Here is a 22103-nt window from a genome sequence, read left to right on the forward strand (position 1 = left end):
ACGGTTCCAGGCCAACATCTCCGTCACGGATGCGCAACCTTTTGGGCCGGATTCATCCCGGAGGAAGCGTCAGCCGCCCTCCTCGGTCGTCCTCGCCGGGTCGCCGGCGCCGGGGGCGGCCCCGTCGTCCGCGGGCGGGGTGACGTCGTCGACGTCGGTCACCGCGTCGTCCTGCGGCACCACGACCTCCGGCCACGGCTGCGGCCGGTTCACGGTCACCGTCGCGTCGGGGGCGACCTGCACCAGCTGGTGGTCGACGACGTTCCCCGACACCGGGTCCACGCGGAGGACCGTGAGCTCGGCGACGCCCCGCAGCGGCCCGACCGTCGGCTGGTTCAGCGTCGCACCGGCCGTGCTGGACGACACGTACCGGACGCCGAGGCCGACCTGCTCCGGGCCGGACCGCCGGTGGTAGTGGCCGGAGACCTGCGCGGGCACGCACCCCTCGTCGAGGGCGGTGTCCCCGACCACCGGGTTGTGGACCAGCAGCAGGTCGACGTCGCCGTCGTCGCACGCGACCTCCGCGAGCCGCTCCGCCGCCTCCGCGGGTGTCTCACCACGCGCCGACGCGGTGCCGCCGGCGCCCACACGCGTCTCGTTCGGGTCGCTGTCGCCGAGGATCCGCACACCCGCGACCTCGACGACCTCGCCGTCGAGCACGAGGGCCCCCGCCCGGGCGTACTGCCCGGACGTGTCCGCGGAGTCGTGGTTGCCGGGCGCGGTCACCAGCTGGACGCCGTCGGGCACGGCGCGCGCGAACGACGTCACGCAGTACTGCTCGACGGACGTCCCGTTCATCGTCGTGTCGCCGGCGTCGAGCACCGCGTCCGCGCCGGCGAGCCGCGCGAGGGTGCCGATCACGGGGGCCATGCCGACGTTGCAGTGCAGGTCCGAGACGACGACCAGCACGACCGGCTCGACCTGCGGGGTCGGTGTCGGGGTCGCTGTCGCCGTTGACCGCGCGCCGCCGGTGCCTCCCTCGTCCAGGGCTCCGTCGGCCGGGGCTCCGTCACCCAGGGCTCCGTCGGCCGGAGCTCCGTCACCCAGGGCTCCGTCGGCCGGGGTGTCACCGGCCGTGCCCCCGTCCGGCGCTCCCGCCTCGCCCGTGCCGAGGGCGTCGGGCGTGGCCTCGCCGCCGGCTGCCGCCTGAGCCGCCGCCTCCTGCTCGGCGGCCCTCTGCTCGGCGGCCGCCTGCTCGGCCGCCTCCTGCTCAGCGGCCTCCTCCGCCGCGAGCCGCACCTCGTCCGCCTCCCACTGCTCCCAGGCGACGGCCAGGGCGTCGTCCGCGGTCTGGTAGAACTCCTCGTTCTCGCGCCAGGCGTCCACGGCGTACACGCCGTACGTGTCGATGACGCCGCCGAGCCGGCCGGTGACCCACGCGCCCTCCAGCGGCGTGCCGTCGAACACGCTCGAGGCGAGCCGGGCGGTCCCGGGCCGGTCGCCCGGCGCCACGCTCGACGTCAGCACGGTCGCGCCGACCACCACGGCGACGACGCCCGCGGTCACGGGCCGGGCGTGGGTGGCGAGCGGCCTCGCCAGCTGGCGACGCCGGTCGGGCCCGAGCAGCAGCCGGACGGCCCACCACACGGCCACGAGGACCACGAACGCCCAGGCCGTCCGCACCAGGGCGTCGCTCACCAGGGCCCGGGCGATGTCCTCGACGGCGGCGGCGGGGCCCGAGAAGAACGAGACGTACGCGCTCAGGTCCTCGCCGAGCGCCTGGAGCGTGCGTGCCTGGCCCAGCTCGGTGACGCTCGCCGGGATCTCGCCGACGGTGGCGCGCACGCCCAGGGCGAGCGGCAGCGGCGACCGGGTCTGCAGCGTGCCCAGCGGACCGAAGTCGATCGTGACCGTCGAGTCGGTCGTCACGTCGTACCGCGTCACGTGCGGCCCGAGCGCTCCCTGCGTGGTCGCCGTCGTCACGCCGAACGCGACCGACACCAGGAGCGCGGCCGCGACCAGGCCCGTCGCCGCCCACCACCCGTGCCGGGGTCGCCACGTGCGCGCCGCGCGCAGGGCGTGCGCGAGGCGCCGCCGCGCGCGCGGGAGCCGGTCGCGCCACGCCGGCGCGCCCCCGGGGACCGGCGGCCGTCCGACGCGTGCGCGGGCGCGGCCGGGCCGGGCTCCGGCACCTCGTTCGTCGGGTCGTCCATCGGGCACCGAGCCTAGACGGGACCGGGCGCCACGACCGCCGGGCCGCGCGAGGTCAGGCGCGCCGGTCGCGCCAGCGCACCCACTTCTCGGCCTGGGTCAGGTCGTAGGCGGGGCCGTCGGCACCGACCGTGAACAGTCGCACGCCCGCGGCGAGCAGCTCGTCGCCGACCTCGTCGGGGTCGGACCCGTCGACGCCCAGCGACCGGGTCACCAGCGCCGCGGTGTCCCGCCCGACGGCCGCCCCGTGCTCGTCGAGGATCGCGCTCTTGCGCCGCAGCGTCTCGACGTCACCGAACGAGTGCCAGATGTCGGCGTGCTCGGCCACGACGCGCAGCGTCTTGCGCTCACCGCCGCCACCGATCATCACCGGGATGTCCCGCGTCGGTGCGGGGTTCATCGCGGCCCACCGCGCGCGGATCCGCGGCATCGTCTGCGCGAGGTCCGCGATCCGCGAGCCCGCCGTGCCGAACTCGTACCCGTACTCCGTGTAGTCGCGCTCGAACCACCCGGCGCCGATCCCCAGGATCAGCCTCCCGCCGCTGATGTGGTCGACCGTGCGGGCCATGTCGGCCAGGAGGTCGGGGTTGCGGTACGAGTTGCAGGTGACCAGCGCGCCGATCTCGACGCGGCTCGTCTGCTCGGCCCAGGCACCCAGCATCGTCCAGCACTCGAAGTGCTTGCCGTCGGGGTCCCCGTAGAGCGGGAAGAAGTGGTCCCAGTTGAAGACGACGTCGACGCCGATGTCCTCCGCGCGACGCACCGCGTCGCGGATCTGGGCGTAGTCGGCGTGCTGCGGCTGGATCTGGACGCCGACGCGCACGCCGGCCGGGGACGTCTCGGTCACGGGCACACGCTAACCGACGAACCGCTCAGGGCCCCTCGTGCTCAGAGCTCCTCGTAGACGCCCGGGTCCTGGTCGGACATCCGTCCGTCGGGGCGGCCGAGCGCGGTGATCGCGGCCACCTCGTCGTCGTCGAGCGTGAACGCCAGGACCCCGAGGTTGGCGCGCTGCCGCGCGGGCGTCGCGGACTTCGGCAGCGGCACGGCACCGAGCTGGGTGTGCCACCGCAGGATCACCTCGGCCGGTCCGACGCCGTGGGCGCGCGCCACCTGCGCGACCGTCGGGTCGTCGAGCAGGTCGCCGCCGTGCCCCAGCGGGCTCCACGACTGGGTGACCACGCCCAGGACCTCGTCCGCCGCACGCTGCTCGCGCTGCGGGAACCGCGGGTGCAGCTCGACCTGGTTGACGCTGGGGACGTGCCCGGTCGCGTCGAGCACCGCCGTCAGGTGCTCGGGCAGGAAGTTCGAGACGCCCACGGACCTGATCAGCCCGGCGTCCCGGAGCTCCAGGAGCGTCGCGAAGGCCTCGACGAAGTACCCCTGCCGCGGGTTGGGCCAGTGGACGAGGTACAGGTCCCAGTGGTCCAGGCCCGCGCGCCACAGCGACTCGTGCACGGCGCGCACGGCGTCGTCGCGCCGGTGGTAGCGGCCCGGGAGCTTGGAGGTGAGCACGAGCTCGTCGCGCGGGACGCCGCTGCGACGCACCGCCCGGCCGACCGCGCCCTCGTTCTCGTAGCTGTACGCGGAGTCGACAAGCCGGTAGCCCGCGTCGATCGCGTGGCGGACGGCGTCGACGCCGTCCGGACCGCGCAGCCCGTAGGTGCCGAGACCGAGGACGGGCAGCTCGAGCCCGTCGATCAGCGTGCGGGTGGGGACGGGTCCGTCGGTCATGCCTGCCACGGTAGGGCCCGGCGCGCATCCGGCACCTCGTGGCAGGCCGTCACTGGTAGGTGACGAGGTCGGGCACCGGCTGCACCTCGAAGGTCTGCGCGGGGTCGAGCATCGGCACGTCCTCGTCGTAGAAGTTCTTCCACCCCCAGTGCACGGGCGGCGCGGCGTTGCGCAGCGCCGCCCAGGTGCCGGCCTTGGCGGGCTGACCGCCCTGGCCGTCGACGTGGATCAGCGGGGCCAGCTCGTCGTGCGACGTGTCGAGGCGCTCGCGCTCACTGATCATGCGCAGCGAGAACTGGTGCAGGACGAACATCTTCTGCGGCAGCGCGCGCTCGCGCGTCAGCTGCGCGAGCCACGCCGCGGTCGCGTTGACCTCGTCGATGCCGACGGACCCGATCTGCCGCAGGTGCACCTGGCCGGGCGCCAGCCGCCACTCGGGGTCGAGCGCGAGCCCCACGTGCGGCAGGGCGAGCAGGTCGGTGTACAGCTGGGCCTGCGTGACGAAGTCCTGGTGGCCGGGCTGCAGGTCGAGCACGACGTACTGGCCGGCCGCGCCGGCCGCCTCGACGAGAGGACGCAGCTCCTCGACGGAGCGCTTGCGCGAGTAGCTGCCGTCGGGCTCGGCGCCCGCCGACGCGATCGTCGCGATGATCTCCACGGCGGGCACCACGGTGTCCGTCGTCAGCCCGCGGTACGGCGCCGCGTGCTGCTCCGCCCGCGCGACCGTGGCCGGGACGTCCTGCTCGCCGAGCACGCCGAGCGCACCCGAGCCGGGGGTGCCGTACAGCGCGACGTACCGCTTGCCCGGCTGGCCCTCGACGGCCGGGAACACGAGCTGGCCGCCGCCGGGCAGCTCGGCGCCCGTGCGTGCCGCAGCCACCCGGTGCACCAGCCGGTCGGCCGGGGCGAACGACGACCCGTACGCGACCACGGCCTCGGGCGACGCCCCGGCAAGCGCCTGCACGGCGGCCGAGGTCGCGCGCGGGTCACCGCCCGGCACGTCCAGGACGTCGACGCCCAGCGCACGCAGGGTGGCCGCCGCGGCGGGCGGCACGGGACCGTCCGCGAGCGCGAGCACGCCGGGCACCGTGACCGCGGTGGTCGGCGGGAGGACGGTGGCCTCCTGGTCACCGGGGGTCGCCGCGGGATCGGCCGACGCGGTCGCGGTCGCCCCCTCGGCGACGAGGACGGCCGGCTCGGGCGCGGCCAGGGCCCGCACGGCGGCCGCCTCGCCGCCGGCGGGCACGGGGGCCGGCTCGCCGAGCGGCCGGCCGACCGCCGCGGACAGCACGTCGGCCCCCGCGCCGGAGGGCACCGCGACGGCCACCACGTCGTCGGGCAGCACGGCCGGGTCGACGTCCCCGACGACCAGCGCGTGCCGCGCCCCCAGGCGCGCGAGCTCGGACGCGACGTCGGCGTCCGCGCCCGTCAGCAGCGCCGGGGCACCCAGCGCGACCGCGGCCGTCGCGGCCGTGAGCGTGCCCGGGACGTCCCCGGCGGCGGCGAGGACCACGACGGGCGCGGCGTCGAGCAGCGCCGCCGACGTCGCGAGGGCCGCCGCGGCGTCGTCCCCGTCGACGACGGTCGCCGGGGCGGGCGCCTCGAGGGGCGTCACCGCGACGGGCTCGGGGGTGGCGGAGGCCGAGGGCGTCGCCGGCGCGGCGTCGTCGGCGGTCCCCCACGTGCACGACGCGAGCAGCGCGACGACGACCGTGACGATGCCGGCGCGCACCCGCGCACCCCGGACGTGGTCCCACCCGTGCACCCAGAGCCTCCCCGGCGGTCGTGCGGCGTCACCGCCGCCGGCCGGCGGTCGCCGACGCGCCGCCACTGTAGGCACGTCACCGGGGAGGCGCAGCCCCACGGGCGACCGCGAGGCCACCGCGGCGCGGGCGGGCCTAGGCTCGCCCGCGTGGTCGATCCGATGCACTTCGAGGAGCACGCGGACGTCTACCGCACGGCCCGTCCGCCCTACCCGCCCGCGCTCTGGGACCGGGTGCTGCTCCTGGTCGCGCCGGGCACGCGCGTGCTGGACCTGGGGGCCGGGACAGGTGAGGCGACGGGCCCGCTGCTGGCGGCGGGCGCCCGCGTGACGGCGGTCGAGCCGGGCCCACGGCTCGCCGCGAGGCTGGCGGCCACGCACCCGGCGGCGACGGTCCTGGTGACGCGCGCCGAGGAGGTCGAGCTGCCGGCGGGCGGCGTCGACGTCGCGGTCGCCGCGACCGCGGTGCACTGGTTCGACCTCGGGATCGTGCTGCCCCGGCTGCACCGGGCGCTGGCGCCCGGCGGCAGGTTCCTCGTGTGGCGCCACGTCTTCGGTGACCCGGACGTGACGACCCCCTTCCGCGAGCGCATCGGGCAGGTCGTCGCGGCGCGGTCCGGGCCCGGGCGCCCTGGACCGGACGCGCAGGACGCCGCCGCGGTCGCTCGGGCGCTGACCGACGGCGGGTGGTTCGCGCTCGAGGACACCGCCACGTTCCGTTGGCGCACCGACCTCGACGCCGAGCAGGTGCGCGCCCTGTTCAGCACGTTCAGCGACTGGAGCCCGGCGGAGGTCGACCAGGCATCGGCAGCGGTCACCGAGCTCGGTGGACGCGTCACCGAGCACTACCGTTCGTGGTTGCTCGTCCTGCGGGCGACGCGCTGACCGGCCGTCAGATGCCGGTCATGCGGTGGTCGCGTCCGAAGCCCTGCAGGAACCGCGGCCCGTCGCGCACGAGCTCGGCCTCCCAGGCGCGCGCCCACCGGCCGTAGGGCGTGTGGGCCAGCCCGTCGTTGGCGAACCGGGGGTCGGTCGTCACCTCGGTCACGCAGAAGTCGGGGATCGCGAGGTCGGTGACGGGCCCGCCGCGCTCCACCTCGGCCACCACGAGCGGTGCGTTGGCGCCTGCGAACACGTCGACGACCCAGCCGTCCTCACCGAGCCACACCGAGTGCCGCACCTTGGCGACCCGCGCACCGCCGCGTCGCACCATCTCGACGCCCACGAGCGGGTCGATCTCACGCTCGGCCTCGTACCGCGTGCCGCCGTTCATCGGGCCCTTGACCGTCACGGCACAGAAGTCGACCTGCTCGGCGTACCGCTCCAGGAGCGTGAGCTCGTCGGAGCGGACGTCCACGCCCGGCACCGAGGACACCTGGGCACGTACACGCAGCGCGAAGCCGGCGTCGGCGAGGTAGTAGCTCTGGACGATGAGGGCCGGTGCGGCGTCGAGCAGCTCGGGAGGCACACCACGCGCGACGAAGCGCCGCTCGAACTCGAAGTCCCCGTACCCGGTGTCGCTCATCGTCGCCGCCCGTCCGACAGCCCGACGGCCGCCTGCCCATACCGTACCCACCCGCGGCGTGTCGACCCGCGCGGACGTGCCGCGCGGACGGGCGTGGCACAGTGCAGGGATGACGAGGGGGGCGTCGGACGACGCGGCGACCGTCGTCGGCCCTGCGGCCCGGACGACGGCGCCACCGGGCGGTGACGGCCCTCGCGAGGGCGCACCCCGGCTCGTCGCCCGGGTCGCGGCGCGCGCGGCCCGGTGGTGGGCCCGCTTCTCCCCCGCCGGCCTGGTCGGGGCGCTCGTGCTGTTCGCGGCCGCGCTCGGACCGTCCCTCATGCCCCGCAGCCCGGTCTACCAGGGGGCCATCGCGGGCGTCTGCGCGGCGATCGGGTACGCGGTGGGGACCTTCGCCGGGTGGGGTGCCCGCCGCATCGGGCTGCGGGCACCCTGGCCGCCCGCGCGACGTGTGCTCGTCCACCGCGTCACGGCCGCGCTCGCGCTGCTCGTGGTCGCCGCGGCGCTGCTCGTCGACGCCGACTGGCAGGCACGCTCGCGCGGCCTGCTCGACATGGGGCCGGCGGCACCCGCCCGGCCGCTGCAGGTGGTCGCGCTGGCCGTGGCGCTGGGCCTGCTCCTGGTCCTGCTCGCGCGCGCCCTGCGCGCGACGGCGCTCGCCGTCGCCCGGCTGGCCGGCCGGCTGCTGCCACCCGTCCCCGCGCGGCTCGTCGCGGTCGTCGTGGTGGGCGTGGCCGCGTACCTGGTGCTCGACGGGACGGTCGTCGCCGGGCTGCGGCACGTCCTGACGACGACGTACGCCGCGCTCGACGAGGAGACGTTCCCGGGCGACGAGCAGCCGACGGACCCCGAGCGCAGCGGGTCGCCCGCGTCCCTCGCGGCGTGGGACTCCCTGGGCCGCGAGGGACGCCGCTTCGTCGCCGGGGGCCCGGACGTCGACGAGCTCGCGCGGTTCTCGGCGGCCACCGGGCTCGAGCGCGAGGTGCGCGAGCCCGTCCGCGTGTACGCCGGCCTGGACACCGACGCCGACCTGGACCAGGTCGCGGCGCTCGTCGTCGCGGAGCTCGACCGCACGGACGCCTGGGACCGCTCCGTCCTCGTCGTCACGACCACGACGGGCACGGGCTGGGTGGACCCCGCCTCCGCGGCGGCCGTCGAGCTGCTGTGGGGCGGGGACACCGCGGTGGCCGCCATGCAGTACTCCTACCTGCCGAGCTGGGTGAGCTTCGTCGGCGACCGCGCGACGCCGCCGGCCGCCGGCCGCGCGCTCTTCGAGGCCGTGTACGCACGGTGGTCGCAGCTGCCGCCGGACGACCGCCCGGCGCTCTACCCGTCCGGCATCTCGCTGGGCAGCTTCGGCTCGCAGGGAGCCTTCGCGAGCCTGTCCGACGTGGCGGCGCGCACCAGCGGCGCCGTGTGGGCGGGCACCCCGGGGTTCACGCCGCTGTGGAGCGAGCTCACGAGCGACCGGGACGCCGGGTCGCGCGAGGTGTACCCGGTGCTCGACGGCGGACGCACCGTGCGCTGGGGGCGCACCCTGCCCGACGACAGCGCGTCCCTGGCCGACGGGGACGCGGAGTGGCGGCACCCGCGGGTGGTGTACCTGCAGCACCCGTCGGACGGCGTCACGTGGTGGTCGCCCGACCTGGTGCTCGACCGCCCGGACTGGCTGCGCGAGCCGCGGGGCGCGGACGTGCTGCCGGACGTCTCCTGGTTCCCCGTCGCCACCTTCTTCCGGGTGGTCATCGACCTGTTCGTGGCGGGCGAGGCCCCGCCGGGTCACGGCCACACCTTCGTCGGCGAGTACGCGGACGCGTGGGCGGCCGTGGCGCCGCCCCCGGGGTGGACGCCCACCGCGACGGCCCTGCTGCACACCGCGCTCGACGCCCCGCAGGACACGTCCGTCGCGGACCGCTGACCTGCGGCTCGACCCGTCCACCAGGGCGCCGGACGACGGGTGTGAGACAGTGGGGGCCAGAGGCAGCGCGATGTACCGCGCGCCCGCGTCGTGGAGTCCCCCCGGGAATCGTGCGGCGGACCCCGACTCTTCTCCCCCGAGAGGCACCATCCCTGTGACCACTTTCACCGACCTCGGCGTGCCCGAGGCGCTGGTGCGCGCCCTCGCGCACCAGCAGATCACCACCCCGTTCCCCATCCAGACCGCGACGCTGCCGGACACGCTGCGCGGCGCCGACGTGCTCGGCCGCGGCCGCACCGGCTCCGGCAAGACGCTCGCGTTCGCGCTGCCCGTCGTGGCCCGCCTCGCGGCGTCGACCACGACGCGTCGTGCGCGCCGCCCGCGCGCCCTGGTCCTGTGCCCCACCCGGGAGCTCGCCACGCAGATCGAGGCCGTGTTCGCGCCGCTGGCCGCCGCGGCCGGCCTGCGCACGACGGCCATGTTCGGCGGTGTCGCGCAGTCGCGCCAGGTCACCGCCCTCGACCGGGGCGTCGACGTGCTCGTCGCCTGCCCCGGCCGCCTGGAGGACCTGCTGCGCCAGGGGCTCCTCACGCTGGACGGGATCGAGATCACCGTCCTCGACGAGGCCGACCACATGGCCGACCTCGGCTTCCTGCCGGTGGTCCGCCGCCTCATGGACCGCACGCCGAAGCGCGGGCAGCGCCTGCTGTTCTCCGCGACGCTCGACAACGGGGTCGGCACCCTCGTCGACCGCTACCTGACGTCGCCGGTCGAGCACGCCGTCGACCCGGCCGCGCAGACGGTCGTCGCGAGCACGCACCACGTGCTCGAGGTCGCCGACGCCGCGGCCAAGAAGGAGGTCGTCGAGATGCTCGCGGCCGGCTCCGGTCGCCGGGTGCTGTTCATGCGCACCAAGCACCACGCCAAGAAGCTCGCACGTCAGCTCACGCTGGCAGGCATCCCGGCCGTCGACCTGCACGGCAACCTCGGCCAGGGCGCGCGCGAGCGCAACCTGGCGGCGTTCACCTCCGGCGAGGCGCGCGTGCTCGTCGCGACCGACATCGCGGCCCGCGGCATCCACGTCGACGAGGTCGAGCTCGTCGTGCACGTGGACCCGCCGGCCGAGCACAAGGCCTACCTGCACCGGTCGGGCCGCACGGCCCGCGCCGGCGCCGCGGGCACGGTGCTCACCCTGCAGCTGCCCGAGCAGCGCGCGGACGTCCGGGCCATGACCCGCGCCGCGGGCATCACGGTCACCCCCGTCGCCGTGCGCCCGGGCGACGACCTCGTGCGCCGGCTCGCGGGCGAGCCCGGCACGGTGCCCGCGACGGGTGGCGCCGGCAGCGGCGCCGCGGTGTCGCACGACGCTGCGCGCCACGTGATGACGGGCGACCGTCCCGCCGGCTCCGGGCGCGCGCCGTCCGGCAGCGGCCGGTCGGGCGCACCGCGTGCGCAGTCCGCCACGGGCGGCCGGTCGCAGCGTGCTCCCCGGGGTGCGTCGGCCCAGCCCGACGGCGGCGCCCCGCGGCGCTCCGGCTCCCGTGCGGCGTCGCGTCCGGCAGGCCCGGCGACGACGTGGACCTCGGAGACCCCGCGCGACACGCGTGGCACCCGCGCGCCGCAGCCCACCGGCCCTTCGTCGGTGCGCGACGCCGCGCCGGGCGGGGAGGCCACCGACGCCCCGCGTCGCCGCCGCCGCGGTGGCCGCGGCCGCAGCCACCGTCCGGGCGCGCCCACCACGGCCTGACCGCTCGGCACACCGCACCACCGACGAACGCGGGCTCCGGCCGCTCCTGCAGGTCAGGAGCGGCGGGGGCCCGCGTTCCGTCGTCGACGGTGCCCGCAGCAGATGCCCGATGTGGGGGGATTGCGCTTTCCCTGCCCGGTGTGCCAGGCTGACCGCCCGACGGGAAACCGCTTTCTCGCCGTGCCGGCGACAAGGGAGTCCCATGCGCGACACCGCTGCCACCCCGCCACGCCGCCCGGGAGCCGAACAGACCTCGTCCCGACGCGCCGAGCCCGTGCGGCCGTCGCCCCCGCGGCGGGCGGCCGTCGCGGTCGTCGCGGTCGCGCTGGCCGCCGGGACGGCCGCCGCCGCGACCACCGCGACGGCCTCGCCCGCCCGGGCGGACACCCCCGCCACGACACGCGACCTCGGGCAGGAGACGCTCGCACCCGGGGACGGCTGGGCGTCGTGGACCGGGACCACCCGCCCCGACGGTCGTGTCGTGCAGGCCACCGGCACGACGGGCGGCGCAGCGGCCCATGCCGCGCAGGTGCACGTCGTCGAGACCTGGACGCAGCTGCGCGACGCGCTCGGCGGCGGCCCGGGGTCCACCGGCACGACGGCACGGACCGTCACCGAGCCGCGGATCGTGTACGTGCGCGGCACGCTCGACGCGTTCGCCGGACCCGACGGTGCGCGGCTGACCTGCGACGACTTCGCCGCGCAGGTGACGGTCGCCGGCACGGACGAGCCGTTCTCGATGGCCGCCTACATCGCGCACTTCGACCCGACGGGGCCGTGGGGACGCACCGACCCGGCCGGCCCCCTGGAGGACGCACGCGTCGCCGCCGCCGCGCTCCAGGCACGCCAGACCCAGCAGCACGTCGGCTCGAACGTCACGCTCGTCGGCGTCGGGGACGACGCCCGGATCGTCGGCGCGAACCTGCGCATCCGCGACGCCTCGAACGTCATCGTCCGCAACCTCACGCTCTCCGACGCCTACGACTGCTTCCCCCAGTGGGACCCGGGCGACAGCGACGCGGGCAACTGGAACTCGGCGTACGACAACCTCTCGGTGTGGGCGTCGACGAGCGTCTGGGCCGACCACCTCACGCTCGACGACGGCGAGCACCCCCCGAGCCTCCTCGAGACGGTCTACGGACGGCCGTACGAGGTGCACGACGGCCTGCTGGACGTCACGCACGGCTCCGACCTCGTCACCGTCTCGTGGAACCACTTCGACGACCACGACAAGACGAGCCTCGTCGGATCCTCGGACTCCCGGCTGCAGGACCGCGGGCAGCACCGTGTGACGTACCACCACAACCTCTGGACCGACATCGGGCAGCGGGCGCCCCGGGTCCGCTTCGGCGACGTCCACGTGTACAACAACGTCTACGAGCAGAGCCGGGCACAGGGGTACGCGTACCTCCTGGGTGCCGGTGTCGAGTCGAGCGTCGTCGCCGAGGAGAACGTGTTCGACCTCGCGCCCGGCGTCGACCCGGCGTCCGTGGTCACGGCGTGGAAGGGCACGATGCTCGCCGAGCGCGGCTCGCTCGTGCGCGACGTGCCCGTCGACCTCGTCGCGGCGTTCAACGCGACCTCCCCCACCCCGCTCGCGGACGAGGCGCGCTGGGTCCCGGGCGACCACTACGCGCCGCACGTGCAGCCGGCCGCGGACGCGGCCGTCGCCGTCCGCGCCGGCGCCGGCGCCACGCTCCCGTCGGGAGCACCCGGCACCTCGGCGGCGCCCGACGCACCCCGGCTGTCCGACGACAACGGCTGGGACACCGGCCTGCACGACGGCGACTACACGATCACCTCGACGCTGTGGTGGGGGCAGAACGCGACCGTCGTCCGGCTGTACGAGAACGACGTGCTGGTCGAGGCACGACGGGTCGACGCCCGGTCACCCGCCGCGCAGCACACGGCCTTCACCCTCACCGGGCGGCCCGACGGCACGTACACCTACGTCGCCGAGGCGCTGAACCCGTGGGGGACGTCGCGCTCGGCGCCCCGCACGGTGACGGTCCGCGACGCCGCACCGGGCACCCCGCGCCTGAGCACCTCGACAGCGGCGGACGGCACGGTGGGCGTCACCGCGACCCTGTGGTGGGGCACGAACGCCTCCGAGTACGTGCTGACGGCCGACGGGCGTGAGGTGGACCGCCGGCAGCTGTCCCCGCGGTCACCCGCGCGCCAGACCGTCACGACGTCCACGGCGGGGTGGGCGCCCGGGCGCCACACCGTCGTCGCGACGTTCCGCAACGCGGCCGGCGAGTCCTCGAGCCTTCCCCTCGAGGTGGTCGTCGGCCCCTGACCCGCGCGTCGCCCGTCCCCACCTCTCCGGGGTCGGGCGACGCCCGGTGCCGCTGCGGCGGCTCAGGCCAGCTCGGCCGGCAGCCCGAAGCGCGCGAACAGGTCCCGGCCGAACCAGACGGTCACGTGCCGCACGCCGTCGGCCGTGACGGTCACCTGCTGCACCTGGAAGGCGCGGTGCCGACCGCGCGCGTCGCGCATGTACACCGCGAAGGCCGGGAGCCCGTTGGCCGACGTCGGCACCAGCCGCATGTCGCCCGGCCCCCGGGCGGGGCACCACCTGTCGATGAGCTCGCCGACCGCCGTCGGCCCCGCGTACCAGCCGGGAAACGGGGGCATCTCCCACACCACGTCGGCGGCGAGCAGCTCCACGATGGCCGCGACGTCGTACGCCTCGAACGCGGCCACGTACCGCGCCAGCAGCTCCTGCTGACGCGGGTCCGTCGGCTCCAGCGGCGGGACGTCGTGCACGCTGGCCATGTGGCCGCGCGCGCGCTGCAGCGTCGAGTTCACGGCGGCGACCGACAGGCCGAGCGCGTCGGCGACCTCGGCGGCCGACCAGGCGAGCACGTCCCGCAGCAGCAGGACCGCGCGCTGCTGCGCGGTCAGGTGCTGCAGGGCCGCGACGAACGCCAGCCGCACCGTGTCGCGGTGGACCGCGGTCTCAGCGGGGTCCGCCGGCGGCTGCGCCCAGACCAGGGAGTCCGGCAGCGGCTCGAGCCACGACGTCCCGTGGTCCTCGCGCGGCTGGTCCCGCGGGTCCGCGGCCGGCGCGCCGAGCCCCGTCGGCAGCGGGCGGCGCCGGCGGCCCTCGAGGTGCGTCAGGCACGTGTTCGTCGCGATCCGGAACATCCACGTGCGCAGCGACGAGCGGTTCTCGAAGCCGTGCATCGCGCGCCACGCGCGCAGGTAGGTCTCCTGCAGCATGTCCTCGGCGTCGTGGACCGAACCGGTCATGCGGTAGCAGTGCGCGAGGATCTCGCGGCGCATCGGCGCGAGCCGCTGCGCGAACTCGTCGGCGGTCAGGTCGGCGGGCACGGACGCGGTGGTCGCACCGGAGCCGGACGTCTGCTCGGATGTGGTGGTCGTCACATCTGCGACGGTAGTCCCGGCCACCGACATCGCACACCCCCCGTGGAGTTGCACGGAAGCTGCGCCGAGCGCACACCGTCGTGAGGGGGCGGTGACGACGACCACCGATGAGCCGCCCTCGCGGCGCGCGGCAGGCTCGAAGCCGTCCGGGAGCCCGACTCGTTCGAGTCACACGGCGCGGCGCCGGATGCTCGCAATGAGCGCGCCGATGCCGGCGCTCAGTAGGACCAGCCCACCGGCTGCGATGCTGCGCTGGGTCCGGAGCTCCGCGTGCCCGCACGGCGTGAACGCCCCTCCGGAGCTGTAGAACTCGTCGAGGCTGACCTGCTCGTCGTCGGTCGTGACGACGCCGGGCGTCAGTGGCCCGTCCGGCACGCTGACATACGACGCGTAGCAGCCGTTCGTGACGACGACCACCGCGCCACCGGGGATCGCCGCCCCTTGCATCGCATGGCTCGCCATGAAGCCCTTCGGGACGTCGCCGAGCCCGACAGTTCCGTCCCACGACGAGCCTGGTACCCGGTCGATCTCCCAAAGAACCGTCCGGTCGGTGTCAGACACCCGGACCTGGACCTGGGTCACGCTCGTGGCTCCGGACCGTTGGACCACGACGGTCGGCGTGCCGTCCGGACCTGGCACGAAGCCCACCCAGGGCGTCGCCGGGTGGGACATGACCGTGAGCATCGTCACGAGGGTGATCGCGCCGAGCACGACGGTGCCGACGATCGCGAGCGTGGCGCCGACCGGGCGGAGCCAGCGCACCACCTTCGGAGGGGACGCCGCCGTGAACGCCGGTGGGGCGGTGGGCATCGTCACGGGACGAGTGTGGCGGACGCCGGTCACGGCTCGGCGTCGAACCGGCAGCGGTCCTCCAACGAAGGCTCAGGGTGACGCCAGGCGCCGCGGTGGTGAACCGGTGCCCCACTCCGGTGCGGAGAGCAGCCTGTCGCGCAGCGCCGGACGGGGGCTCGGGCTCGATCGGCGCGTCGATGCTGCGCCTGTGCCGCTCCACGTTGCGCTCGCGCAGTTCGGCGCAGCTGCCACGCGACTCCCCACCCCCGATGAGCCTCGACCCCCGCGACGGTCGGCACAGGTGACGCCCGGCCCCACCCACCCGCAGGAGCCCTCGTGGAGCGCATGATCATCGTCAGCCTCCCGGTGCGGCACCTCGGCGCGGCGCGCGCGTTCTACGCCGGGCTCGGCTTCGCGGTGAACGAGGCGTGCAGCGACGACGACGTGGTCTGCGTCGTCGTGTCCGACGCGATCTGCGTCATGCTGCTCGAGCGCGCGCGGTTCGCGCGGCTCACGTCCCTGCCCGTCGCGGACGCGCGCGCGAGCACGCAGGTGCTCCACTGCCTGACCGCACGGTCCCGTGACGAGGTCGACGCCCTCGTGCGCGGCGCCGTGGCGTCCGGGGGCGCCGAGCCCCGCGCCGTCCAGCAGGGAGGCGGGGTGTACGCGCGCACGGTGACCGACCCGGACGGCCACGTGTGGGAGATCCTGCACACGGACCTCTCGGGGGCGGGCTGATCCGAGGGCGCCCCGGGCCGGCACGCCCGCGAGCCGTGCCAGACTCGCGCCATGCCTGCGCCCCCCGACGGCTACGCCCCGGACGACCACCTCGGCGAGCGGACGCTGCTCGTCGCTGCCGCGTACGTGGTGCTGCGACGCACCGGGCCCGGCGGGGACGAGGTGCTGCTGCAGCGCCGCGCCGGCACGGGCTACATGGACGGGTGGTGGTCGGTGCTCGCCGGGCACGTCGACCCGGACGAGTCCGTCCACGAGGCGGCCGTGCGTGAGGCCGCCGAGGAGTCCGGGGTCGTCGTGGCGCCCGACGCGCTGCGGCCGCTCACGGCGCTGCACCGCTTCGAGCGCGGCGGACCCGCGGTCGAGCAGCGCGTCGACGTGTTCTTCGAGGTCACGACGTGGAGCGGGGAGCCCTCGCTCCGGGAGCCGGACCGCGCCGCCGAGATGGGCTGGCACCCGCTGCACGCGCTGCCCGACGACGTCGTGCCCCACGAGCGGCTGGTGCTCGACCTGCTGGCCTCCGGCGCACCCGTCCCCGCGGTCGTGTCGCTGCCGCGCTGACGCGTGCGGGTGGACATCGCGGCCGCACGCGCCGCGGTGCACGTCGTCGCACCCACCGGGCGCTAGCCTCGCCTGCGTGCAACCGGAGCCCACGCGCGACGACCTCGCGGCGCTCGTGGCCGCACGAACCCCGATCATCGTCCTCGAGACCGACGACGAGGGCGGCGCCGTCGAGCTGGTCCTGCGTGCTGCCTCCCGCCCGCCGGGCGGCCGGCCGCCGCAGCCCGTCTTCCGGTGGAGCGTCACCGACGGTCTGCGCCGGCTCGACGTGGACCTCGGCGGCGCCCAGCGGCACAACAGCGAGCCACCGGCCCTCCTGCGCACGATCGCGGACTCCGTCGAGCCCGCCGTCCACGTGCTCCTCGACCTGCACCCGTGGTTCGACGACCCCGTCGTCGTCCGGCTGCTCAAGGACGTCGCGCAGCGGCCCATGGGGCTGCGCAGCACGCTCGTGCTCGTGTCGCGCGCGCTCGTCCTGCCGCGGGAGGTCGAGCACCTCGCCGTGCGCGTGCCCGTGTCGTTCCCGTCCCCCGCGGAGCGCGGGCTCATCGTCGACCGCACCGTCGCGGCGTGGTCCCAGGTGACCGGCCAGGTCCCCCACGTCGACCCGCGGGCCCGCGAGCTGCTCGTGCAGCGCCTCGCCGGGCTGTCGCGGGGCGAGGTGGCCCGGCTCGCGCACGGCGCGGTCGTCGACGACGGAGCCCTCACGGACCGCGACGTGCCGGTCGTCGAGCGGGCCCGGTTCGACGCGCTCGCCGCCGACGGCGTCCTGTCCTACGAGTACGCGACGGTCGCCCCCGGTGACCTCGTCGGGCTCGACCGGGTGGTGCGCTGGCTGGTGCTGCGGCGTCCGGCGATGGACGGCACGGCACCGCACCTCGACGCGCCGCGCGGCGTCCTGCTGGTCGGCGTGCAGGGGTGCGGCAAGTCCCTCGCCGCCCGTGCCGCCGCCTCGATCCTCGGCGTGCCGCTGCTGCGGCTCGACCTGGCCGGCGTGCACGACAAGTACGTCGGCGAGTCCGAGCGACGGCTGCGTGACGCGCTCGCCGCCGCGGACGCGCTCGCACCGTGCGTGCTGTGGGTCGACGAGATCGAGAAGGCGATCGCGACCGGCGACGGTGACGGCGGCTCGGCCCGCCGGGTGCTGGGCACGCTGCTCACCTGGCTCGCCGACCGCGGACACCGCGTCTTCGTCGCCGCGACCGCGAACGACATCTCCGCGCTGCCGCCCGAGCTCGTCCGCAAGGGCCGCTTCGACGAGCTGTTCTTCGTCGACCTGCCGGACGAGGGCGCCCGCGACGCGCTGCTGCGGCTGCACGCCGCCCGCCGAGGGCTCACGCTGCGCGGCGACGAGGTCCCGGCGCTCGTGACCGCCTCGCACGGGTTCTCCGGTGCCGAGGTCGAGCAGGCCGTGGTCGCCGCGACGTACGCGGCGCACGCGCGGGGCGTCGACCTCGACGCGGCGGCCGTGCTGGACGAGCTGCGGGCGACACGCCCGCTGTCCGTGGTGATGGCCGAACGCCTCGGCGCGCTGCGGGCGTGGGCGGCCACCCGGACCGTCCCGGCGCGCTGAGCCGCCCACCGCGGCGGCACCGGGCAGCACGACGCCCCCGCCGCCGCCGCGAGGGCGGGACGGGGGCGGGTGCGCGCGGTCAGCCGGTGTTCTGCAGGCCCGCGGCGACGCCGTTGACGCTGAGCAGCAGCAGGCGGCGCAGCTCGTCCGCCGACTGGGGGTCCTCCCCCGTCCGCAGGCCGCGCAGCGCCCGCAGCTGCAGCAGCGACAGCGCGTCGACGTACGGGCTGCGCAGCTGCACGGCGCGGCCGAGGATCCGGCGGCGGGACAGCACGCCCGTGCTGCCCGTCGTCGCGAGCACCCAGCGACGGGTCAGCGCCATCTCGTCGAGCACCATCCGGGCCAGGTCGTCGCGGTCGCCGAGCGCCAGGTACCGGGCGGCGATGCGCTCGTCCGTCTTGGCGAGCGACATCTCGACGTTGTCGATGATCGTCGCGAACAGCGGCCACTCGGCGTACGCCGCGCGCAGCTCGGCCTCGTCGCCGACGGCCGCCAGCGCACTGCCCAGGCCGTACCACCCGGCCAGGTTGATGCGGGCCTGCGACCACGAGAACACCCACGGGATCGCCCGCAGGTCGTCCAGGGACGAGACGGACAGCCCGCGCCGCGCCGGGCGCGACCCGATCGGCAGCAGGCCGATCTCCTCGAGCGGCGTCACCTGCGCGAACCACGACGGGAACCCGTCGGCGCGCACGAGCGCGTGGAACCGTTCGCGCGACGACGCGTCGAGCCGGGCGGCGAGGTCGGCGAACCGCGCGGCCGCCTCGTCGTTGCGGCGCACGACGCTGGGTGCGTCGGCGAGCAGGGTCGCCGCCGTCACCTGCTCGATGTGCCGCGTCGCGATGTCCGGGTCGCCGTAGCGCGCGAAGATGACCTCGCCCTGCTCGGTGAGCTTGAACCGGCCGTCGACCGAGCCCGGGGGCTGCGCGAGCACCGCGCGGTTCGCGGGGCCGCCGCCGCGGCCCAGAGCGCCGCCACGGCCGTGGAAGAGCGTGAGCACGATGTCGTTGCGCCGCGCCCACTCGGCGATCCGGCGCTGCGCGTCGTCGAGCGCGAGCGTCGCGGAGACCGGGCCGACGTCCTTGGAGGAGTCGGAGTACCCGAGCATGACCTCGACGCGGCGGCCGTTCGCGGCCAGCCGCTCCTGCACGCGCGGGTGCGCGAGCGCCGCGTCGAGGATCTCGACGCTGTTCTGCAGGTCGGCGAACGTCTCGAACAGCGGGACCGCGTCGATGACGGGCGCGTGCTCCGTGCCGCCGAAGGCGAGCTCGGCGAGGCGGTAGACGGCGGGCAGGTGGTCGGCCGACTGCGTGAAGGACACGATGTAGCGGCGCGCCGCGTCGACCCCGAAGCGCCGCTGCACGGTGCCGAGCGCCCGGAACGTGTCGAGCACCTCGACGGTCATCGGCTGCAGGTCGCCGTCGATGCCGTGCTCCTCGATGTCCGCGAGCGCCGCGGCGTGGACCTGCGAGTGCTGGCGTACCTCGAGCTCCGCGAGGTGGAAGCCGAACGTCTGCACCTGCCAGATCAGGCGCTGCAGGTCGCCGTACGCGGCCCGCCGCGCGCCGGCCGCGACGAGGGACGCCTGCACCGTGCGCAGGTCCGACTCGAGCTCCTCGGCGGTGGCGTAGGCGAGGTCGGCGTCGCGCCGTCGCGTGGCCGCGATGCGCTCGATGACGCCCAGCAGGGCGCGCCGGTGCGGCTCGTTGGGCGCGTCGCCCGCGATGCGCGCGGTGATCGCGTCGGACAGCGAGCGCTGCCGCTGCCAGAGCGCCAGCAGCTCGGCGGACGCCGGGGTGCCGGAGCCGTCCAGCGTCAGGCCGTCGCTGGTGCGGCGCGCGGAGGCGAGCAGCGCGTCGAGCGCGTGCTCGGACGCGAGCACCGCGGCGGCGCGGGTGACCTCGGCCGTGACGTTGGGGTTGCCGTCGCGGTCCCCGCCGATCCACGTGCCGAGGCGTGCGAAGGGCGCCACGACCGGGGCGGTGGTCCCGGCGGCGTCCTCCAGGAGCCAGTCGTCGAGGCGCCGGTAGACGGTCGGCAGCACGTCGGCGAGCGTCGAGTCGAAGATCGACAGGACGGTCGCGACCTCGTCGATCACCGTGGGCTTCTCGGCACGCAGCGGCGACGTGCGCCACAGCGTGTCGATCTCGGCGAGCAGGCGTCGCTCGTTCTCGGCGAGCGTCGTCCCGCCGATCTGCAGCGTGTCCCGTTCGGCGACCAGCTCGGCGACGCGCCGGATGGAGCGGGACACCGCGCGGCGACGCGCCTCGGTGGGGTGCGCCGTGAAGACCGGCCGGAACTCCAGGCCGCGCAGCCGGGCGCGCGCCTCGTCCTCGCCGACCTCGGTGACGAGCTGCTGGTACGCGGCCGGCAGCGAGTCGTCGGGCGCCAGCTCGTGCGGCGCGAGCCGCGACTCGCGGTCGTGCAGCACCCGCACCCGGTGGTACTCCTCGGCCAGGTTGGCCAGGTGGAAGTAGCACGTGAAGGCGCGGGCCACCTGCTCGGCGCGCTCGTGGCTGAACCCGGCGACGAGTGCCTCCGCCTCGTCCAGCGCATGACCGTTGGGCTCGCTGTGCGAGGCGATCGCCAGCTCGCGCAGCCGCTCGACGTCGGCGAGCAGGTCGTCGCCCCCGGCCTCCCGCAGCACACGACCGAGCAGCTCGCCGAGGAGCCGGACGTCGTTGCGCAGGAGCTCCGGTACCTCATGGCTGACGACGCCTCGAGGGACGTCCGGCCCGTTCTCCACTTCGTTCACGGGAGAAAGGTAGATGACGTGGCGGGCAGGTGCCCCGGCCGCCCAGCCGGTGGGCGCCGCCGGACGTGCCCCGCAACGCGTCCGACGTCCCGTGGCATGCTGGGCGCGTGCCCCTGTTCCGTCGTCGGCCCGAGGTCTCCGCGGACGTCCTCGTGGGCTTCTGCGCGGCCGAGGCGCCGGCGATGCAGCGCTCCCTCCTCGCGGCGCTGGGGCTCGGCGAGCACCCCGCCCCGACCGTCGTCCCGGCCCGGCTGCAGGTCGACCGGGGCGCCGACGACCGTCTCGTCCTCGTCTGGCGCAACGTCATCGTGGGCTTCGTCCCCGCGCACGCGGCGCCGGACCTCGCCGTCCGGCTCGACGCCGCGGGGGACGCGACGCTCATGGTCCGCGGTGCGGTGCACCGCGCGGACGGGACGTGGCGGGTGTGGGTGGGCGACGTCCCGCCGGACGGGTTCCCGCCGGTGCCCGAGGGGCTCGACACGCTGCCGCCCCCGGAGCCCTCGATCCTCGGCGTCCCGCTGCGCCGGCTGGACGGCCACGCCTGATTGTCGCGTCAACCTCGTGACAGGATGGGGCCGTGACCTCCGAGACCCCCTGGCTCACTCCGGCCGAGCTGCGCGCGTGGCTCGGCCTCGTCACCGTCGCCGAGCTGCTGCCGGCCCGGCTCGACTCCCAGCTGCAGCGCGACGCCGGCCTGACGCACTTCGAGTACCAGGTCCTGGCCATGCTGTCCGAGGCGCGGGACCGGACGCTGCGCATGTCGGCCCTCGCGCAGCGCACCAACGCGACGCTCCCCCGCCTGTCGCACGTCGTGCGCCGCCTCGAGGAGCGGGGCCTCGTGGAGCGCGCGCCCTGCGCGCAGGACCGCCGGGCCACCAACGCCCACCTCACGGACGCCGGGTGGGACCTCGTCGTGCGGACGGCGCCCGGGCACGTGGCGGCGGCGCGCGCGCTCGTCGTCGACGCGCTGAGCGCCGAGCAGGTCGCCCAGCTGGAGGAGCTGACGCGCACGATGCTCCTGCGCCTGGACCCCGACGGGCGCCTGACACCGCCGCTCGACGAGGTGGGTGCTCCCGAGCCAGGGCGCTAGCGTGGACGGGTCGTCCCGGGAGCGCCCCGCACGACCGGCGCCGGACGGGGCCGCCATGACGAGCCAGGACGCCGCGGACGCCCGGGACGTCGTCGGGGTCCTGCGGCGCTGGGAGGACTCCGGGGCGGTGTGGCGCGTCCTGGGCGCGGACGGGGAGCGCCTCGTCGTCGGGCTGTGGACCTGCACGGGCGGCGAGGTCGTGGAGCGGGTCGAGTCGGACGACCCCGCGCTGGCGCGGTTCGTGGCCGGACGCGCGAGCAGCGAGGAGCCGGTCCCGGACGTCGGGCCGGGCACCGCGGCAGCCCGGCCCGACGCCCCCCGCTGACGCGTGCGCCGACGCGGGGCAGCGGTGCCCCGCGTCGGCGACGTG

18 protein-coding genes are annotated in these 22103 nt (G+C 76.0%); 10 read left to right on the forward strand and 8 right to left on the reverse strand.

The window, feature by feature from the left end:
* Positions 1-69 precede the first annotated feature (69 nt).
* The 4 genes from NP075_RS11755 to NP075_RS11770 are packed head-to-tail and all read right to left on the reverse strand — an operon-like array spanning position 70 to position 5617.
* Entirely contained in the window at positions 70-2160 is a 2091-nt protein-coding gene (locus tag NP075_RS11755) for a metallophosphoesterase (protein ID WP_256791019.1), read from the reverse strand.
* A gap of 46 nt (positions 2161-2206) precedes the next feature.
* Entirely contained in the window at positions 2207-2998 is a 792-nt protein-coding gene (locus NP075_RS11760) for an LLM class F420-dependent oxidoreductase (RefSeq protein ID WP_227566608.1), read from the reverse strand.
* 41 nt (positions 2999-3039) lie between these two features.
* Positions 3040-3885 carry an aldo/keto reductase gene (locus NP075_RS11765; protein WP_227566607.1) on the reverse strand — a complete coding sequence of 282 codons (846 nt, stop codon included), beginning with the start codon at positions 3883-3885 and terminating at the stop codon, positions 3040-3042.
* A gap of 49 nt (positions 3886-3934) precedes the next feature.
* Complete coding sequence (locus tag NP075_RS11770; RefSeq protein WP_227566606.1) at positions 3935-5617, reverse strand: hypothetical protein; 1683 nt, start codon at positions 5615-5617, stop codon at positions 3935-3937.
* Positions 5618-5797: 180 nt separating this feature from the next.
* Here NP075_RS11770 and NP075_RS11775 point away from each other — a divergent pair, with 180 nt between their 5' ends.
* Positions 5798-6532: a class I SAM-dependent methyltransferase gene (locus tag NP075_RS11775; RefSeq protein ID WP_227566605.1), complete on the forward strand. Its 735-nt coding sequence runs from the start codon at positions 5798-5800 to the stop codon at positions 6530-6532.
* A gap of 7 nt (positions 6533-6539) precedes the next feature.
* On the opposite strand, the gene NP075_RS11780 is transcribed toward NP075_RS11775, so the two are convergent.
* The gene (locus NP075_RS11780) at positions 6540-7172 is read right to left on the reverse strand and encodes a CYTH domain-containing protein (RefSeq protein ID WP_227566604.1); all 633 of its coding nucleotides are present in this window, start codon (positions 7170-7172) and stop codon (positions 6540-6542) included.
* A 109-nt stretch (positions 7173-7281) separates the two neighbouring features.
* Between NP075_RS11780 and NP075_RS11785 the strand changes: the two genes are divergently transcribed.
* From NP075_RS11785 to NP075_RS11795, 3 genes are all read left to right on the forward strand, one after another.
* Positions 7282-9090: an alpha/beta hydrolase gene (locus NP075_RS11785; RefSeq protein WP_227566603.1), complete on the forward strand. Its 1809-nt coding sequence runs from the start codon at positions 7282-7284 to the stop codon at positions 9088-9090.
* 154 nt (positions 9091-9244) lie between these two features.
* Positions 9245-10837, forward strand: coding sequence for a DEAD/DEAH box helicase (locus NP075_RS11790; RefSeq protein ID WP_227566602.1), 1593 nt, complete (start codon positions 9245-9247; stop codon positions 10835-10837).
* A gap of 202 nt (positions 10838-11039) precedes the next feature.
* Positions 11040-13136 carry a pectate lyase family protein gene (locus NP075_RS11795; protein WP_256791023.1) on the forward strand — a complete coding sequence of 699 codons (2097 nt, stop codon included), beginning with the start codon at positions 11040-11042 and terminating at the stop codon, positions 13134-13136.
* Positions 13137-13198: 62 nt separating this feature from the next.
* Here the strand turns inward: NP075_RS11795 and NP075_RS11800 are convergent, their stop codons facing one another.
* The gene (locus tag NP075_RS11800) at positions 13199-14227 is read right to left on the reverse strand and encodes a sigma-70 family RNA polymerase sigma factor (protein WP_256791025.1); all 1029 of its coding nucleotides are present in this window, start codon (positions 14225-14227) and stop codon (positions 13199-13201) included.
* Positions 14228-14395: 168 nt separating this feature from the next.
* Positions 14396-15043 carry a hypothetical protein gene (locus tag NP075_RS11805; RefSeq protein WP_227566600.1) on the reverse strand — a complete coding sequence of 216 codons (648 nt, stop codon included), beginning with the start codon at positions 15041-15043 and terminating at the stop codon, positions 14396-14398.
* 321 nt (positions 15044-15364) lie between these two features.
* Between NP075_RS11805 and NP075_RS11810 the strand changes: the two genes are divergently transcribed.
* The 3 genes from NP075_RS11810 (at position 15365) to NP075_RS11820 (ending at position 17888) form a co-directional block, all read left to right on the forward strand.
* On the forward strand, positions 15365-15757 hold the full coding sequence (locus NP075_RS11810; protein WP_227566610.1) for a VOC family protein: 393 nt from the start codon (positions 15365-15367) through the stop codon (positions 15755-15757).
* Positions 15758-15808: 51 nt separating this feature from the next.
* Complete coding sequence (locus NP075_RS11815; protein WP_227566599.1) at positions 15809-16315, forward strand: NUDIX domain-containing protein; 507 nt, start codon at positions 15809-15811, stop codon at positions 16313-16315.
* Between the two features lie 76 nt (positions 16316-16391).
* Entirely contained in the window at positions 16392-17888 is a 1497-nt protein-coding gene (locus NP075_RS11820; protein WP_227566598.1) for an AAA family ATPase, read from the forward strand.
* Positions 17889-17967: 79 nt separating this feature from the next.
* Here the strand turns inward: NP075_RS11820 and NP075_RS11825 are convergent, their stop codons facing one another.
* A complete protein-coding gene (locus tag NP075_RS11825) occupies positions 17968-20643 on the reverse strand; it encodes a phosphoenolpyruvate carboxylase (protein ID WP_227566597.1) in 2676 nt (891 codons plus the stop codon).
* 107 nt (positions 20644-20750) lie between these two features.
* On the opposite strand from NP075_RS11825, the gene NP075_RS11830 reads away from it, so the two are divergent.
* From NP075_RS11830 to NP075_RS11840, 3 genes are read left to right on the forward strand one after another with little or no spacing between them, the layout of a single operon-like run.
* Entirely contained in the window at positions 20751-21188 is a 438-nt protein-coding gene (locus NP075_RS11830; RefSeq protein ID WP_227566596.1) for a hypothetical protein, read from the forward strand.
* 32 nt (positions 21189-21220) lie between these two features.
* Positions 21221-21733, forward strand: a complete 513-nt coding sequence (locus NP075_RS11835; protein WP_227566595.1) for a MarR family winged helix-turn-helix transcriptional regulator — start codon at positions 21221-21223, stop codon at positions 21731-21733.
* A gap of 55 nt (positions 21734-21788) precedes the next feature.
* Complete coding sequence (locus NP075_RS11840) at positions 21789-22058, forward strand: hypothetical protein (RefSeq protein WP_227566594.1); 270 nt, start codon at positions 21789-21791, stop codon at positions 22056-22058.
* The last annotated feature ends 45 nt before the right edge of the window (positions 22059-22103 follow it).

The sequence above is a fragment of the Cellulomonas wangsupingiae genome, assembly GCF_024508275.1.
GTDB lineage: Bacteria > Actinomycetota > Actinomycetes > Actinomycetales > Cellulomonadaceae > Cellulomonas > Cellulomonas wangsupingiae.